This window comes from Blautia hydrogenotrophica DSM 10507, assembly GCF_034356035.1.
In the GTDB taxonomy this organism is placed as follows: Bacteria; Bacillota; Clostridia; order Lachnospirales; family Lachnospiraceae; genus Blautia_A; species Blautia_A hydrogenotrophica.
Window position 1 is genome coordinate 1,473,648 of sequence record NZ_CP136423.1, and the last position, 17,705, is coordinate 1,491,352.

Genomic DNA, 17,705 nt, shown 5'->3' on the forward strand with positions numbered 1-17,705 from the left:
TTGAGATGGAAGAGGACAGAAGAGAGCTTAGAGATTATTATGTCGAAAGCAGTCCGGCGAGAAGAAGGCAGATTTTAAACGTGGCGATGGAGACGCAGTCAGACCCGGAGGCGGACGAGATCAGGCTTCAGATCTGGAAATTGCGATATGCCAAAGCTAGAGAAAACGGAAAGAGCGGACGGGCAGACGGTTATTTGAAGCTGTGGATGGACCTGAGATATCTGGCAGAGAATCCACCTGGACGTTTTTCTGTAAAAAAAACGCAGAAGAGATTGGAAAGAGAGTTGGAAGAATTGGGATTTTTCCAGTTCTATGACCAGAGTGAGCAAAGCCGGATGCTTCTTTTTCAAGAATGTCTGCACACGGCACGTCTGTACGTGAAGCTTTGTTTTTCAGACAGAAATTACACTTCGATGATTCTGGGAATGATGCCGATGAAAGAGGGCAGAGTACAGGATAAGGTGTCAAAGGACTTAAAAAAATTGTATGAAGATCTGCCTAAGGTGGTGGAAATACCAAAACCTTTGGAACTGATGTTGAGCGCGGCTAAGGAGGCTGAAAAAGAAGTATCCAAGAGAAGCTCAGAGGAGGAATAGCATGAAAGATTATGAAAAGAAGTACCAATTGTTGCGGGAAGAAAAGCTGGAAGATATTCACTCTACGGGCTACCTTCTTCAACACGTGAAGAGCAAAGCACATGTGCTGGTGATTGCCAATGACGATGAGAATAAGGTCTTCAATATTTCTTTCCGTACGCGTCCCTCAGACAGTACTGGTGTGGCGCATATTTTGGAGCACAGCGTGCTGTGCGGTTCCAAGAACTTTCCACTGAAGGACCCCTTTGTGGAACTGGTTAAGGGGTCTTTGAATACATTTTTGAATGCGATGACTTATCCAGATAAGACCTGCTATCCTGTGGCGAGCTGTAACGACCAGGATTTCCAAAATCTTGTGCATGTTTATCTGGACGCGGTTTTTTCTCCGATGATCTATGAGCGTCCGGAGATCTTTCGCCAGGAAGGATGGAGCTATAAGCTGGAAAAACCGGAAGATGAGCTGACTTATAACGGGGTTGTCTATAATGAGATGAAAGGGGCGTTCTCTTCTTCAGACGAAGTGCTGGAAAGAAAAATTATGGATTCCCTGTTTCCAGACACGACCTATGGGTGGGAGTCCGGGGGAGACCCTGAGCATATTCCAGAACTGACCTATGAACAGTTTTTGGATTTTCACAGAACTTACTACCATCCATCCAACAGCTTTATTTACTTTTATGGAAATATGGACTTTGAGGAGAAGCTGCGTTTCTTGGACGAGGAGTATCTGTCCAAATACGAGGAGTTGAAGGTAGATTCTGAAATTCCTCTTCAGAAAGAGTTTTCAGAGGTGAAAAGTCTGACAGAAAAATATCCGATTGCGGAGAATGAAGAGGAGAGGGAAAATACCTATCTGTCATTCAACCGTGTGGTGGGAACTGCCCTGGATGCAAAATTGTGTACAGCTTTTGAAATTTTGGACTATGCGCTGTTGAGTGCACCGGGAGCACCGTTGAAAAAAGCGTTGTTGGATGCAAATATTGGAAAAGATATCTATGGTTCTTATGAGGATGGGATTTATCAACCCTATTTTTCAGTGATTGCAAAGTCTAGTGATCCTGAGAAGATGGAAGACTTTCAGCGTATCATCCGCGAGACTTTAGAGCAGATCGTCAGAGATGGAATTGACCCGAAAGCTCTGGAGGCCGGAATTAATTTCTATGAATTCCGCTATCTGGAGGCCGATTATGCGTCATTTCCTAAGGGGCTGATTTATGGGCTGGATATCCTGGAGACCTGGCTGTATGAGCCGGGACAGCCGTTTGACGCGGTTCAAAGGCGGGCGGTGTATGAGAGCCTGAAAGGGGAGACTCAGACAGGATATTTTGAAGGGCTAATACAGAAATATTTATTGGACAATACCCATGGCTCCTCTTTGATGTTGGTGCCTAAAAAGGGACTTACGCAGGAAAAAGACCATCAGACGGCAGAGAAACTGGCGGCTTACAAGGCGCAGCTTACTCAGGATGAGATCGAGGATTTGGTGAGAAAAACCAGAGAACTCAAAGAATATCAGGAAGCTTCTGAACTGCCGGAAGCCTTGAAATGCATACCGATGTTGTCGAGAACTGATATAGGAAGAGAAGCGGGACACTTTTTCAATGAGGAGTGTTACGTGGAGGATACCCTGCTTTTGTGGCACGATATCCAGACGAATGGGATTGGGTACTTGGATTTGCAGTTTGATTTGGCGGGAATATCTCAGGAGCTTCTGCCCTATGTCAGCCTGCTGAAAAATGTTTTGGGTTATGTGGACACGCAGAATTATACCTACGGAGAGCTTTTCAATGAAATCAACGCAGGAAGCGGGGGAATCAACTGTGGTATTGAAGTGTATGAGAACAGCGATGCTCCACTGGGATATCTCCCCATGTTTGGTGTACGGGCCAAAGCACTATATTCGCAGATTCCGTTTGTGTTTCAAATGATTCAGGAAATTTTGTTTGGCTCAAATCTGGAGGATACTAAACGGCTTTATGAGATTATTGCTCAGGGAAAATCTAGAGGTGAGGCAAGCTTGGTCAGCAATGGGCACGGAACGGCTGTACTCCGGGCCACCTCCTATGATTCACCGATGGCATGGTTCCAGGAGCAGATTGCGGGTATTTCTTATGTGCACTTTTTGGAGAATTTAGAGAAGAATTTTGACCAGAGAAAAGAGCAGACTGTAGAAAATCTGAAGCAGCTTCTTAGATGTATTTTCCGTCCTGAAAATTTAAAAGTGAGTTTCACAGCACAGGCTGACCAGAAAATGGTGGTGACAGAGCAGGTTTATAACCTGAAGAAAAAACTTTATACAGAACCTGTGGAAAAACCAGGCTTTTGTGCTGCGTGCGCAAAGAAAAACGAAGGCTTTAAGACTGCGGGACAGGTTCAGTATGTGGCCCAGACGGGCAATTTTAAGAAAGCAGGACTGGAATACACAGGAGCGTTGAGTATTCTGAAGGTGGCGTTGAGTTATGAGTATCTGTGGATGAATGTCCGTGTGAAGGGTGGAGCCTATGGCTGTATGAGTGGATTTAAGCGAAATGGTGAGGGATACTTTGTCTCTTACCGCGACCCGAACCTGAAGAATACTTTAGAGATCTATCAGGGAATTCCAGCGTATATCCGCGGTTTTCAATGTGATGAGAGAAATATGACTAAATATATTATTGGGACTATCAGTGCGAAGGATGCCCCAAAGACTCCTCAGATGAAGGGGGCTGTCTCTAGGACGGCCTATTATACCGGCACCACGCAGGAGATGGTGCAAAGAGAAAGAGAGCAGATTTTAGATGCGACAGTGGAGGATATTCAGGCCTTGGCGCCTATCGTAGAGGCAATTTTGTCACAGAATCAGATCTGTGTGGTGGGCAGTGAGGAAGCGATTGAGAGAGAAAAAGACGTCTTCCAGGAAGTAAAGCATCTAATATCGTAAAATACAAGGAGTATCTATGAACGAGAACTATAAATCGGGTTTTGTGGCGCTGATCGGACGGCCAAACGTGGGAAAATCCACGCTGATGAACCATCTGATTGGCCAAAAAATCGCAATCACCTCAAAAAAACCTCAGACTACCAGAAATCGTATTCAGACGGTGTATACCTCACCTGAGGGACAGGTGGTATTTTTGGACACACCGGGAATACACAAGGCTAAAAATAAGCTGGGTGAGTATATGGTCCAGGTGGCAGAGCGGACACTCAAAGAGGTGGACGTGATCTTATGGCTGGTGGAACCGACGACCTTCGTGGGAGCGGGGGAACGTCGTATTGCTCAGCAGCTTCAGGAGTTGCACCTTCCTGTGATACTGATTATCAATAAAGTGGATACCGTGGAAAAAGGAGAGATTTTACAAGCGATAGATGTCTACCGGAGACTCTATGAGTTTGATGAGATTATTCCAATTTCGGCTCTTCGGAATAGGAACACAGGGGATATCATGAACTGTATTTTTAAGTATCTTCCCTATGGACCTCAGTACTATGATGAGGACACAGTGACAGATCAGCCTGTGCGCCAGATCGCCGCGGAGATTATCCGTGAGAAATCTCTGCATGCGCTGGACGCGGAGATTCCCCACGGAATTGCCGTCGCTATCGACCGAATGAAAGACAGAGGCAGCGGGAACCTGATTGACATTGATGCGACGATTATCTGTGAGAAAGATTCTCATAAGGGAATCATTATCGGAAAGCAGGGAGCGATGCTGAAGAAGATTGGCAGCAACGCCCGCTATGAATTGGAAAAAATGCTGGACAGCAAGGTAAATTTGAAACTCTGGGTGAAGGTAAAGAGAGATTGGCGTGACAGCGATTTTCTGATTAAAAATTTTGGATATGACAAAAAAGAACTTTAGGCGTCCTTTTGTCTGTGGAAAGAGAAAGTTATGAGTGATTTGGTGACAGTGCAGGGGATGGTAATCTCGGCGATTCCGGTGGGAGAGTATGACAAGCGCCTGGTTTTGTTGACGAGGGAGAGAGGAAAGATCTCGGCCTTTGCCAAGGGAGCTAGAAGACCGAATAGTCCGTTGCTGGCGGCCGCGAATCCGTTTGTTTTGGGAAGCTTTACCCTGTATGAAGGCAGAAGCAGCTACACTGTGAATCAGGCCGCTCCCAGCCATTATTTCACAGAACTAGCCCAGGAACAGCCAGGAATCTATTTTGGATTTTATTTTCTAGAGCTGGCGGATTACTATGGAAGAGAGGGCGTGGATGCCCATGAGACAGTGAATTTACTCTATGTGAGTCTGAAAGCGCTGTTGAATCCGAAGATTCCTGATGAATTGGTCAGAAGTATCTATGAATTTCGGTTGCTGGTCATTCAAGGGGAGTATCCGCAGATTTTTCAGTGTGTCAGCTGCAGCAGGGAGGAAGAACTCACGTATTTTTCCCAGAGTCTTCACGGGATGGTGTGTCATAACTGCCGCCAGACAGCTTCGGATTTGAGTTATGTGGATGAGAGTGTCCGGTATACGCTTCAGTATATTGCTACGGTGCCTTTGGCAAAACTGTATACTTTTACTGTCAGTGACAAGGTGCAAAGAGCACTGGGAAAGCTGGTACATACTTATGTACAGAGAAATACAGAGAAAAGATTTAAGAGTCTGGAGATTCTAAAGCTGATGAGTCAGATGGACTGAGGATGCGAATTCTAGATAGACAGTGGGCATGCCCCTTGAAGATTGATGCTTCAGGGGGCTATTTGACTCTTGAAAAAGTAACTGCAGAACGGTATAATTTTAGGCATGTAAGGCAGGAAAACTGCAAGTAAGAAAAATATTAGGAGAATTCAGACTATGGAAAAGACGATGGAAAAGATTGTGGCTCTGGCGAAAGCGAGAGGATTTGTGTACCCGGGTTCTGAGATTTATGGCGGCCTGGCAAATACCTGGGATTACGGAAACCTGGGCGTGGAGCTGAAAAATAATGTAAAAAAAGCTTGGTGGCAGAAATTTATTCAGGAATCCCCCTACAATGTGGGTGTGGACTGCGCGATCTTAATGAACCCGCAGACCTGGGTGGCTTCTGGACATCTGGGCGGCTTTTCAGACCCATTGATGGACTGTAAGGAATGTCATGAGCGTTTTCGGGCTGACAAGCTGATCGAAGACTATAGTGCCGAGAAGGGGATTGAGTTGGAGGGCAGCGTGGATGCCTGGTCTCAGGAACAGATGATGGATTTTATCAAGGAACACAACGTGCCCTGCCCCACCTGCGGCAAGCACAATTTCACGGACATTCGCCAGTTCAACCTGATGTTTAAGACGTTCCAGGGTGTTACTGAGGATGCCAAGAATACCGTATATTTGAGACCAGAGACTGCTCAGGGCATTTTTGTGAACTTTAAGAATGTTCAGAGAACTTCCAGAAAAAAACTGCCTTTCGGAATCGGCCAGATTGGAAAATCCTTCCGAAATGAGATTACTCCCGGTAACTTTACGTTCCGTACCAGAGAGTTTGAGCAGATGGAGCTGGAATTTTTCTGTGAACCGGATACGGATTTGGAGTGGTTTGCATACTGGAAGAAGTTTTGCTTAGATTGGCTGAGTTCTCTGGGACTGAAGGAGGATGAAGTGCGCTATCGTGATCACGAGAAGGAAGAGCTGTCCTTCTACAGCAAGGCTACCACGGATGTGGAATTTCTGTTCCCATTTGGCTGGGGTGAGCTGTGGGGAATCGCGGACCGTACGGATTACGATCTGACTCAGCACCAGAATGTTTCAGGGGAAGATCTGACTTATTTTGACGATGAGAAGAAACAGAGATATATTCCTTATGTCATTGAGCCCTCCTTGGGAGCAGACCGAATGGTTTTGGCTTTCCTGTGCAGTGCTTATGATGAGGAGGTTTTGGACGAGGAGAAAAATGATGTACGTACGGTTCTTCATTTCCATCCGGTTCTGGCACCGGTGAAGATTGGCGTGTTGCCACTGTCTAAGAAACTGAATGAAGGTGCGCTCAAGATTTATGAGCAGTTGTCCAAAAAGTATAACTGTGAGTATGACGACCGGGGAAATATCGGGAAACGTTACCGTAGACAGGACGAGATCGGAACACCTTTCTGTGTGACCTACGATTTTGATTCCGAGGAGGACGGCTCAGTGACTGTGAGAGACCGAGATACCATGGAGCAGGTGCGCGTCAAAATTGAGGAACTAGACGCTTATTTTGCGGATAAATTTGTGTTCTAGGTGTCGTAAGCTGTACTTTAGGGTATTTGTGGGCTGTGGATTTTCAAGTACAGGATGTTTGGAGGGAGACAGACAATTTGAAGTAAATATACTTCCGTAATTTCTCTGTGTTCGGAATTCCGGGAGTACATATAAAAATTGAGGAGGGGATTTTATGGCAGCAGCTAAGAAGAGAAATATTATTGTGGGGCAGTCAGGGGGGCCGACCTCGGTCATCAATTCCAGCCTTGCCGGTGTGTACAAAAATGCGATTGAGCGTGGGTTTCACAAAGTCTATGGCATGCTTCATGGGATTCAGGGGCTATTGGATGAACAGTATGTGGACTTATCCACGCAAATTCACTCGGAGTTGGACATTGAGCTGCTGAAAAGGACGCCGTCTGCGTTTTTGGGATCCTGTCGCTATAAGCTTCCTGAGATTCATGAAAACCGTGAGATCTATGAGAAAATTTTTGAGATCTTAAACCGGCTGAGGATAGAGGCTTTCATCTACATCGGCGGCAATGATTCCATGGATACCATCAAGAAGTTGTCGGATTACGCGATACTGACCGGACAGAAACAGAAATTTCTGGGAGTTCCGAAAACCATCGACAATGACCTGGCACTCACTGATCACACACCTGGTTTTGGAAGTGCGGCGAAGTACATTGGTGCTTCCACAAAAGAGGTGATTCGGGATGCACAGGGGCTGACCTACAAGAAGAATATGGTTACCATCATAGAAGTCATGGGTAGAAACGCGGGATGGCTGACAGGAGCGACAGCCCTGGCAAAGTCTGAGGACTGTGACGGCCCAGATTTGATTTATTTGCCGGAGGTTCCGTTTCATATTGACAAGTTCCTCGCAAAGGTGAGAGAGCTGTTAAAAAAGAAGACCTCCATTGTGGTGGCAGTCTCGGAAGGCATTAAGCTGGAGGATGGGCGCTACGTCTGTGAGCTGGGAAGCGTGGGTGATTATGTGGATGCCTTTGGCCATAAACAGCTTCAGGGAACCGCTGCGTATCTGGCCAATTTCCTGGGAGCAGAGCTAGGCTGCAAGACCAGAGGGGTAGAATTATCCACTCTGCAAAGAAGTGCTTCGCATATGGCCTCCCGTGTGGATATCGATGAGGCGTTTATGGTAGGCGGAGCTGCGGTCAAGGCGGCAGACGAAGGGGACACTGGAAAAATGGTGGTGATTGACCGTGTGTCGGATGACCCATATATGAGTGCGACTGGAATTTACGACGTACACAGAATCGCCAATGAGGAGAAGCTGGTGCCGAGAAACTGGATGAACCGGGATGCGACTTATGTGACCAAGGATTTTATTGACTATGTGAAGCCTCTGATTCAGGGGGACTATCAGCCAATTATGGTAAATGGTCTGCCTCGGCATTTGGTGCTGAAAAGAAAATAAAACAAGGGTTTTCAGGCAAAGTGCATTTTAAGGTACAGTAAAAGTTCGAAATAATTTGTTAATTGGTAAAAAGGGAGAATTACTGAAGAATTCTCCCTTTTTTTGGTATATTTGCCCTTGACTATTTAGATGTGAATCTTTAAAATAGGGATGTGCAAAAAATATTCATGTGTAAAGACAAATAACAGGAGGAAATGTAAAATGGCAAAATGGGTTTATATGTTTACAGAAGGTAATGCTACCATGAGAAACCTGCTTGGTGGAAAAGGTGCAAACCTGGCTGAGATGACCAACCTGGGTCTTCCGGTACCGCAGGGCTTTACCATCACCACTGAAGCTTGTACCCAGTACTACGAAGATGGTAGAAAGATCAACGATGAGATCATGGGCCAGATCATGGAAGCAATTACAAAGATGGAAGAGGTTACCGGAAAGAAATTCGGTGACAAAGAAAATCCACTGCTTGTTTCCGTTCGTTCTGGTGCGAGAGCTTCTATGCCTGGTATGATGGATACTATTCTGAATCTGGGTCTGAATGAGGAAGTTGTAGAGGTTCTGGCAGCTAAATCTGGCAATCCACGTTGGGCTTGGGACTGCTACAGAAGATTTATCCAGATGTTCTCTGATGTTGTAATGGAAGTAGGTAAAAAATACTTCGAAGAGTTAATCGACAAGATGAAAGCAGAAAAAGGTGTGACTCAGGACGTTGACCTGACCGCAGAGGACCTGAAGAATCTGGCAGACCAGTTCAAGGCTGAATACAAAGAAAAAATCGGCGAGGACTTCCCGACTGATCCGAAGATGCAGTTGATGGAGGCGATCAAAGCCGTATTCCGTTCCTGGGACAACCCAAGAGCAAATGTATATCGTCGTGACAACGACATTCCATATTCCTGGGGAACCGCTGTAAATGTACAGATGATGGCATTCGGTAACATGGGTGAGACTTCTGGTACCGGTGTCGCGTTTACCCGTGACCCAGCTACCGGTGAGAAGCACCTGATGGGCGAGTTCCTGATGAACGCTCAGGGTGAGGACGTAGTTGCTGGTGTTCGTACACCGCAGAAAATCGACCAGTTGAAAGAGGTTATGCCGGAAGTATACGATCAGTTCGTAGGTATCTGCCATAAACTGGAAGATCACTATAGAGATATGCAGGATATGGAGTTCACCATCGAGGACAGAAAACTGTATATGCTGCAGACACGTAATGGTAAGAGAACTGCAAAGGCAGCTCTGAAAATTGCCTGCGACCTGGTTGATGAGGGAATGATTACCGAGGAGAAGGCAGTTACCATGATTGATCCTCGTAACCTGGACACTCTGCTGCATCCGCAGTTCGACGCAGAAGCTCTGAAGAAGGCGGAGCCGATCGCGAAAGCTCTGGCTGCTTCACCAGGAGCTGCATGTGGTAAGATTGTCTTCACAGCAGAGGATGCAAAAGAGTGGGCTGCAAGAGGCGAGAAGGTTGTTCTGGTTCGTCTTGAGACCTCTCCAGAAGACATCGAAGGTATGAAAGCTTCCCAGGGTATTCTGACTGTACGCGGTGGTATGACTTCCCATGCAGCCGTAGTTGCCCGTGGTATGGGTACCTGCTGTGTATCTGGTTGCTCTGAGATCGCTATGGATGAGGCAAACAAGAAATTTACTCTGGCTGGAAAAGAATTCCACGAGGGAGACTGGCTGTCCATCGACGGTTCCACCGGTAAAATCTATGACGGTGTCATTGATACGGTTGACGCTACCATCGCTGGTGAGTTCGAAAGAATTATGGCTTGGGCAGACAAATACAGAACTCTGAAAGTTCGTACCAATGCAGACACTCCTGCTGACGCTAAGAAAGCTCGTGAGCTGGGCGCAGAGGGAATCGGCCTTTGCCGTACCGAGCATATGTTCTTCGAGGGTGATAGAATCGACGCGTTCCGTGAGATGATCTGTGCGGATACCGTTGAGGAGAGAGAGGCTGCTCTGGAGAAGATTCTTCCGGTACAGCAGGGAGACTTCGAGAAGCTGTATGAGGCTCTGGAAGGTAACCCAGTTACCATTCGTTTCCTGGATCCGCCTCTGCATGAGTTTGTTCCTACAGAGGAAGAGGATATTGAGAAGCTGGCGAAGGCTCAGGGCAAGACAGTAGAGCAGATTAAGACAATCATTGATTCTCTGCACGAGTTTAACCCGATGATGGGTCATCGTGGCTGCCGTCTGGCGGTTACTTATCCAGAGATCGCGAAAATGCAGACGAAGGCTGTCATCCGCGCTGCAATCAATGTTCAGAAAGCACATCCAGAATGGGATATGTGCCCAGAGATCATGATTCCGCTGGTAGGCGATGCAAAAGAGCTGAAAACTGTGAAGAAAGTGGTTGTGGAAGTTGCTGACGCAGAGATCGCAGCAGCAGGAAGCGACTTGAAATATGAAGTGGGTACCATGATCGAGATTCCGAGAGCGTGTCTGACCGCAGACGACGTTGCAAAAGAGGCTGACTTCTTCTGCTTCGGAACCAACGACTTGACTCAGATGACCTATGGCTTCTCCCGTGACGATGCAGGAAAATTCCTGGATGCTTACTATGACGCTAAGATCTTCGAGAACGACCCATTTGCAAAATTAGATCAGACTGGCGTAGGCAAGCTGATGGAGATGGCTATCCAGTTAGGAAAACCAGTAAATCCGAACCTGCACATCGGTATCTGCGGTGAGCACGGCGGAGACCCAAGCTCCGTAGAGTTCTGCCATAAGATTGGCTTGGACTATGTATCTTGCTCTCCATTCCGTGTGCCGATCGCAAGACTGGCAGCAGCCCAGGCAGCTTTGAATAATAAATAAGAGTTATCACGAACCGAAAGGTGAGTGATAACTCGCTACCATGCGATTCGCAGAGAGAATTGCGTGGGTTCCTGGATTCACGAACCGAAAGGTGAGTGATAACTCGCTACCACGCGATTCGCAGAGAGAATTGCGTGGGTTCCTGGATTCACGAACCGAAAGGTGAGTGACGTGTAAATGTGTTCCAACGGTTGAAAGACCCCAGAGACAATACGAAAGTGTTGGCTCTGGGGTTTTTTGGTGGTGCGCTTGGTGGCGCATGAAAGATTCTATGTCATTGGACATATTTTTCCAAGGTTCTTCGAACTGCCCCTGTGCTAGAGGTCATTTCTTCAAAATAGGTGGAGACAAGGTCTGCCATTTCGATCTCGAAAAGGTCGACGCCGAAGATCTGCTGACTTTTCAATATAGGTTCCAAAAGTTTTTTGGCTTGAAATTTCGAGCCAAGTGTCACGCCGGATAAATAGGGACACAGAGTATCCAGCATGGGGTCTGGGCTTAGTTGAAAGGGAAGGCCGTTGTCATCGATAGCCATGAGATAACGGAGCCAACCTGCCAGAACGAGAGGGATTAGTTTTAAGTCAGACACAGAGAGATCTGGAGAATTGGCGTAAGCTTTTATGGTTTCTCCAAAACGAACCGCTAATTTCTGAGAAGTATCTGTCATGATACGCTGTGGCGTATCGGGCATAAAAGGATTGGGGATTCTGATGGTTAAAACGGTGTCCAGGAATTCTTGTGGATTTAAGATCTCAGGGTCTACCGCGACAGGGAGTCCTTCGCGATAACCGATTCCTTCCACGAGTCTGCGCAAGGTAGAGTCTTTCATCTCTGTGGAGATGAGTTCATAGCCCAGTAGGCAGCCGAAGATGGCTAGGGCAGTGTGCAGCGGATTGAGACAGGTGCATACTTTCATTTTTTCAACTTTGTCTACAGTTTCTCGACTGGCAAAGACTACGCCACTTTTTTCAAGGGATGGCCGGCCATTAGGAAAGCTATCTTCTATGACGAGATATTCACTTTCCTCCGCGTTCACAAACGGCGCGATGTAGGTATTTTTACCAGTGATGAAAGGTTCTAGATCTTCGATACCGTCTTTTGTGAGCAGTTTTTTGATAGAAAGATCAGGACGAGGTGTAATTTTGTCGATCATGGTCCAGGGGAAAGATACCTTTTGAGGCGTGTCAATGTAAGAGAGAAATTCTTTTTCTGTGAAATTTAAATCGGTCCATCTCTGAGCAAATGCACGTACGGCACGATACAGTTTGGTTCCATTGTGGGAACAGTTATCCATACTTACCATGGCAAGGGGGCTTTGACCCGCGAGAAACCGGGCGTACAAAAGAGCGGTGATTTTTCCTATATAACTTTTTGGCAGATTAGGGCCGTGTTCCATGTCTTGTAAAACGGATGGCAGGAAATTTCCACTGTTGTCTTTTAAGTTATACCCCTTTTCTGTGATTGTAAAACTGGCAAACTGAAGGGTCTCTTTTTTGAAAATATCTTGCAGCCGTTGGAATTCTTTGAAGTGATCGGAATCTAAAGTGAGAGCTTCTACAATACTGCCGATTACTGTTTTTTCTATAGTTCCATTGGCCTTTAAAGTGACTAGGATACTGAGCCCATCGTGGGGGTGGTACATGTTTTCGATAATTTCGTAGTCATATCCTTCTGCGACAATCAGTCCGGTGTGGATAGCGCCGCGATTCAAAAGAGTCTGCGCAAGATTGGCCTGGAAGGCGCGGAAGATATTTCCTGCACCAAAATGAATCCACTGAGGATGCTCATGTGTATATTCGGCGACAGCTTCACGATCATATTCAGGAAGTGAGTATCCCTTTTCTTCCCAGTCTTTGTAAAAGCTCAGTCCCAGTTTGTCTAATTTCATATACTGCCAGCTCCTTTCTCAATGGCTTCCCAGAGGCCATTTAAATACGCGGCTCCTAGAGCACGGTCATAGAGTCCATATCCGGGCATGGCTACCTCGTCCCAGATCATGCGTCCATGGTCCGGACGTATTGGACCGGAAAAACCAGTTTCATATAGGGCCTTCATGATTTCATACATATCAAAAGTGCCATCAGAGGACAGATGGGCAGCTTCCTCGAAATTTGTGGGAGAATGAAATTTCAGATTTCTCACGTGTGCAAAGTGAATGCGGCCTTTGAATGAACGTATCATATCCGGAAGATCATTTTCCAGATTGGTTCCATAGGAACCAGAACAAAAGGTCACGCCGTTATGAGGATTATCCACTGCTTTCAGCATACGAAGGATATTTTCTTTGTTTGTGATAATTCGAGGAAGTCCGAATACACTCCATGCAGGATCATCGGGGTGTATCGCCAGATTAATCTGGTATTTGTCGCAGACGGGCATGACTCTCTCTAGAAAGTATTGGAGATTTTGAAATAGCTGTTCCTCATTTATATTTTGATAGAGTGAGAACAGTTCTTTGATATGTTCCATACGCTCAGGTTCCCAACCCGGCATGACAGCTCCATTGGTATGATTGGAGATGGAATGAAACATTTCCTCTGGCTTAAGTGCATCGACGGCCTCCTGGGTGTAGGCTAAGACAGTGGAACCGTCGTCTCTTACACGGGCCAATTCTGTCCGGGTCCAATCAAACACAGGCATGAAATTATAACAGACCAGGTGAAGGTCTTCTAGGCCAAGGTTTTCCAGTGTTTGGATATAATTGTCAATATAGAAGTCTCTGTCTGAACAGCCTGCTTTGATGGCGTCGTGTACATTGACACTTTCAATGCCGGAAATGTGCAGACCGGAGGTTTCAATTTCTTTTTTTAGCGAGCGAATGCGTTCACGGCTCCAGATTTCACCGGGAGAGGTGTCATATAAGGTGGTGATGACGCCGGTGACACCGGGAATCTGTCTGATTTGTTTTAAGGTAACGGTATCAAATTTACTGCCGTACCATCTCAATGTCATTTCCATAGATGATTCATGTCTCCTTTTCTTCTTATTGTGCGATTTTTGGGTACGGCGGCAGGGCAGTGTTATATGCCCTGCCGTTTTAGCGAGCCAGAGTGAACAGAAAAAAACTGACAAACTGACACATATATCGGTAATTTGAATCTTATTATACGTTTTGCGGCGAAAAAGCAAAGGGATAGGATTGTGTCGAAGATTGCAAATGTTGCTGTTTTTTTAGGAGTGGACCAGAGTCGTTTTATCAGGGGACTTTCTGTGATATCCTATAGAAAAAAGATTGGATAAAAGAGAGGAGAGAGGGATGAGACTGTTTATGGATCAGGATTTTTTGTTGCAGACGGATACCGCTAAGGAACTATACCATGAGTGCGCCGCTAAACTTCCGATTATAGATTACCATTGTCATGTGAACCCAAGGGAGATCGCTCAGAATCAAAAATTTCAGAATCTGACGCAGCTTTGGCTCAAGGAAGATCATTATAAATGGCGTCTGATGCGGATGAGTGGGGTAGAGGAAAGATATATTACGGGGAAGGCGAGTGACTGGGAAAAGTTTGAAAAGTGGGTGGAGACGTTGGAACGAAGTGTGGGAAATCCGCTGTATCACTGGTGCCATTTGGAGTTACAGCGATATTTTGGATATTATGGAGTGCTGAACACAGAGAATCGAAAAGAGGTCTGGGACTTTTGTAGTCAAAAGCTGTCTCGAGGAGAAATAGGGGCGAGGGAGCTGATTAAGCAATCTCGGGTAGCACTCATCTGTACAACGGACGATCCTACGGACTCTCTGAGATGGCATAGGGAATTGAGAGAGGATACACAGTTTGTAACCCAAGTTCTGCCTACCTGGCGGCCGGACAGACTGTTGGAGATTGAAAAAGATGGTTTTTTGCAGTATATAGAGAAGCTGGAACAGCTCAGTGAGGTGAAGATTCAGTCAGTCGCTGATTTGAAGTCAGCAGCCGAGAAAAGAATGGATTATTTTCAGGAGTTTGGATGTAAGCTTGCAGATCACGGAATGGAAAATATTTACTGTGTAAGGCAGTCGAGAGAGGAAGTGGAAGCCGTGTTAAAAAAAAGGCTGCGCGGAGAAAGTATCGCCGAGGAAGAAATTATGAAATATAAGATGGAGTTGCTCTCATTTTTTGCATCGCAGTACCAAAAGAGAAATTGGACAATGCAGCTTCATCTGGGGTGTCATAGAAACAGCAATACGCGAGAGTTTCAGAGATTGGGGGCAGATACTGGCTTTGACTGTATCAATAATGAGGTTTCTTCCAAACACGTGATCGGTTTTTTGGATGAACTGAACATAAGGGGAAATTTGCCGCGGATGTTGATCTATTGTTTGAACTCAGCTGACTATGAAATGATAGGTGCGGCTGTGAGCTGTTTTTCAGAGCCATTTTTGTCTCAGAAAGTGCAATTAGGAGCGGCCTGGTGGTTTCATGACTGCAAAGCGGGGATTGAGAAGCAGCTCGAGGTCTTTGCAAATTTAGGGAGTTTGGGAAATTTTGTGGGTATGCTTACCGATTCCAGAAGCTTTCTGTCTTATGTGAGGCATGAATACTTCCGAAGAATTTTGTGTAATCTATTAGGAAAGTGGGTAGAAGATGGAGAGTGCCCTAGAGATAAGAGGCATCTTAATAGGATTGTCAGAGATATCTGCTGTAAAAATGCAGTGAGATATTTTGGCTTCAATTTGAATACAATATAAAGAATTTTTCTCCTATTTATCCATAATTCACAGAAAAATATTAGAAAATATCGACAAAAAATAAAGTTATTGGAAAAATAAATTGACAACTCTGCTTTTTGCTGCTAACATGTGAAATATCAGATATGATATCTAAGAAAATAAAATTTGTGTTAGGAGAAAAACGTGAGTATTCATACAGAGAGTATCACAGATCAATGTTATGATTTGATCTGGAAGAAAATACTGAATAAGGAGTATCTCCCAGGAGAACAGATTCCAACAAAGCAAATTGCAGAGGATAATGGAATTAGTGTGATGCCTGTGAGGTTGGCGCTGAGAGAGCTGACGAACAACGGAATTGTACTCAATAAGGCGAGAGTAGGTTTTTTTGTCCGAGATTTTACGAATCAGGAGATGCTGGATATTTCCAGAACTCGAAAAAACTATTTTTCATATTTAAATTTAGACAGACTACGCGAGATTTATGACGTGATTTATGAGAATGAAGGAGATAAATTCAGTAATATCAAATATCAGGAGTCTGATTTAGCTCTGCACAGTGAATTTGTTTTGGGAATTCCCAATGCATTCTTAAAAAGAGAGTATATACGTTTAAAACCGCTGTTCGCGATGGTTATGATTCGAGACAGCAGTATGGAGGATATACTTGTTTCTAGAGAAGAACATCTAGATATTCTGAGAAACATTTTTTCAAATGACCAGGAGGGAACCATTCGTGCTCTGGCTAAACATTTAGACAGAGTGGAACTTTCGATAAGTTAACAAAAGTGGTGATATTAAAATTGCTTTGAAAGGGGGAAAGGGAGGTTTTATTTATTTTTTTGAGATATCTGATATATCAGATATTAGATCGGTGATTTTATTCATATATGGGTGCGGATAGTATAAAAGGAACGAAAAGAGAGAAGCTATGTATTATCTGAGTTTTTTCATATCCAGGTGATACATACATAAACAAAGGAGGTTATTTACTTATGAAAAAGCGTATTTTAGCAATGGTGTTATCGACGGCTTTAGTAGCTGGAACTTTGTTGGGGTGTGGTAGTTCTGGGGATTCTTCTGCACAGACAGATGAGAACGCGGGTTCAGCAAAGACAGAGGATACAGAAAGTGACGAGGAGGGATGGACAGTCGGAGTGGCTACGCCGAACAATGCAGTTCCATTTTTTGCAAGGTTAAATGCCGGTATGGAAGAGACTGCTGAGAAATATAATATTACTTTGAAGATTCAAGATGCGAATGATGATACCAACACGCAGGTGAATCAGGTGGAGACATTTATTCAGCAAGGTGTGGATATGATTATCATGATGCCTACGCAGCTAGAATCTTTGATACCAGCGGCTAAGAAAGTAAATGATGCGGGGATTCCATTCATGACGGTGAACCGTATGCTGAGTGCCGAGAGCGCCAAAGATGTAGGGGTGGATATGATTACCTATGTAGGAGCCGATGATTACAGCGGAGGCCAGAAGCAAGGAGAGCTGTTGGCTCAGCTCTTAGGAGATAGTGGCAAGGTTGTGTTGATTCAAGGAACACTCGGAACTTCTATGTGCACGCAAAGGCAGGCAGGCTTAGAAGATTATTTGGCTGAGAATGCCCCGGGGATTGAGATTGTGGATATGCAGGCGTCCAATCAAGATCAGACTCAGGCAATTACGGTGATGCAGAATTTCCTGACAAAATACGCGGAAGGGGAGATAGACGCTGTGGTGGCTCAGGACCCGTACTCAGCGATTGGTGCTTGTGATGCGATCAAAGATGCAGGCAGAACAGAATTGTATGAAAAAGTGATTGGCTTTGATTATCCGGAAGAGGTGAAAGACTATATCAGCCAGGGCCTCATGTATGGCAGTGTTATTCAGGCTCCTTATGACCAGGGGGTACTTGCAATGGAGACCGTGTATCAGTATTTTACAGAAGGTAGTGACGGTATAGAGGAAAATACCTTTACAGAGCTTCCGATTGTGTACAAGGATAATGTGGATGAATATGATCCTGCTTGGTAAACAGAGCAAAGAAGGGCTGAC

The 17,705-nt window shown here is 45.3% G+C and carries 12 protein-coding genes; 10 read left to right on the top strand and 2 right to left on the bottom strand.

Annotated elements, in window-relative coordinates; genetic code table 11:
* Positions 1-5: 5 nt before the first annotated feature.
* From BLHYD_RS06910 to ppdK, 7 genes are all read left to right on the top strand, one after another.
* Entirely contained in the window at positions 6-596 is a 591-nt protein-coding gene (locus BLHYD_RS06910) for a DUF6553 family protein (RefSeq protein WP_005944851.1), read from the top strand.
* A gap of 1 nt (position 597) precedes the next feature.
* Positions 598-3,516 carry an insulinase family protein gene (locus tag BLHYD_RS06915; protein WP_005944854.1) on the top strand — a complete coding sequence of 973 codons (2,919 nt, stop codon included), beginning with the start codon at positions 598-600 and terminating at the stop codon, positions 3,514-3,516.
* Between the two features lie 16 nt (positions 3,517-3,532).
* A complete protein-coding gene (gene era, locus BLHYD_RS06920) occupies positions 3,533-4,438 on the top strand; it encodes a GTPase Era (RefSeq protein WP_005944857.1) in 906 nt (301 codons plus the stop codon).
* 30 nt (positions 4,439-4,468) lie between these two features.
* Positions 4,469-5,221, top strand: a complete 753-nt coding sequence (gene recO / locus BLHYD_RS06925; protein ID WP_005944860.1) for a DNA repair protein RecO — start codon at positions 4,469-4,471, stop codon at positions 5,219-5,221.
* Between the two features lie 156 nt (positions 5,222-5,377).
* Entirely contained in the window at positions 5,378-6,772 is a 1,395-nt protein-coding gene (locus BLHYD_RS06930; protein ID WP_005944863.1) for a glycine--tRNA ligase, read from the top strand.
* 154 nt (positions 6,773-6,926) lie between these two features.
* The gene (locus BLHYD_RS06935) at positions 6,927-8,174 is read left to right on the top strand and encodes a 6-phosphofructokinase (protein ID WP_005944865.1); all 1,248 of its coding nucleotides are present in this window, start codon (positions 6,927-6,929) and stop codon (positions 8,172-8,174) included.
* 201 nt (positions 8,175-8,375) lie between these two features.
* Positions 8,376-11,000 (top strand): pyruvate, phosphate dikinase, encoded by a 2,625-nt coding sequence (gene ppdK / locus BLHYD_RS06940; protein ID WP_005944868.1) that lies wholly within the window; start codon positions 8,376-8,378, stop codon positions 10,998-11,000.
* Between the two features lie 274 nt (positions 11,001-11,274).
* On the opposite strand, the gene BLHYD_RS06945 is transcribed toward ppdK, so the two are convergent.
* Positions 11,275-12,888: a mannitol dehydrogenase family protein gene (locus BLHYD_RS06945; protein WP_005944871.1), complete on the bottom strand. Its 1,614-nt coding sequence runs from the start codon at positions 12,886-12,888 to the stop codon at positions 11,275-11,277.
* Positions 12,885-13,958, bottom strand: a complete 1,074-nt coding sequence (gene uxuA, locus BLHYD_RS06950) for a mannonate dehydratase (RefSeq protein ID WP_005944874.1) — start codon at positions 13,956-13,958, stop codon at positions 12,885-12,887. The genes BLHYD_RS06945 and uxuA overlap by 4 nt, the downstream gene beginning before the upstream one ends.
* Positions 13,959-14,256: 298 nt before the next feature.
* Here uxuA and uxaC point away from each other — a divergent pair, with 298 nt between their 5' ends.
* The 3 genes from uxaC (at position 14,257) to BLHYD_RS06965 (ending at position 17,684) form a co-directional block, all read left to right on the top strand.
* On the top strand, positions 14,257-15,672 hold the full coding sequence (uxaC, locus tag BLHYD_RS06955; protein WP_005944879.1) for a glucuronate isomerase: 1,416 nt from the start codon (positions 14,257-14,259) through the stop codon (positions 15,670-15,672).
* Positions 15,673-15,837: 165 nt separating this feature from the next.
* Positions 15,838-16,437: a GntR family transcriptional regulator gene (locus BLHYD_RS06960; protein WP_005944882.1), complete on the top strand. Its 600-nt coding sequence runs from the start codon at positions 15,838-15,840 to the stop codon at positions 16,435-16,437.
* Between the two features lie 212 nt (positions 16,438-16,649).
* Positions 16,650-17,684: a sugar ABC transporter substrate-binding protein gene (locus BLHYD_RS06965; RefSeq protein WP_005944884.1), complete on the top strand. Its 1,035-nt coding sequence runs from the start codon at positions 16,650-16,652 to the stop codon at positions 17,682-17,684.
* The last annotated feature ends 21 nt before the right edge of the window (positions 17,685-17,705 follow it).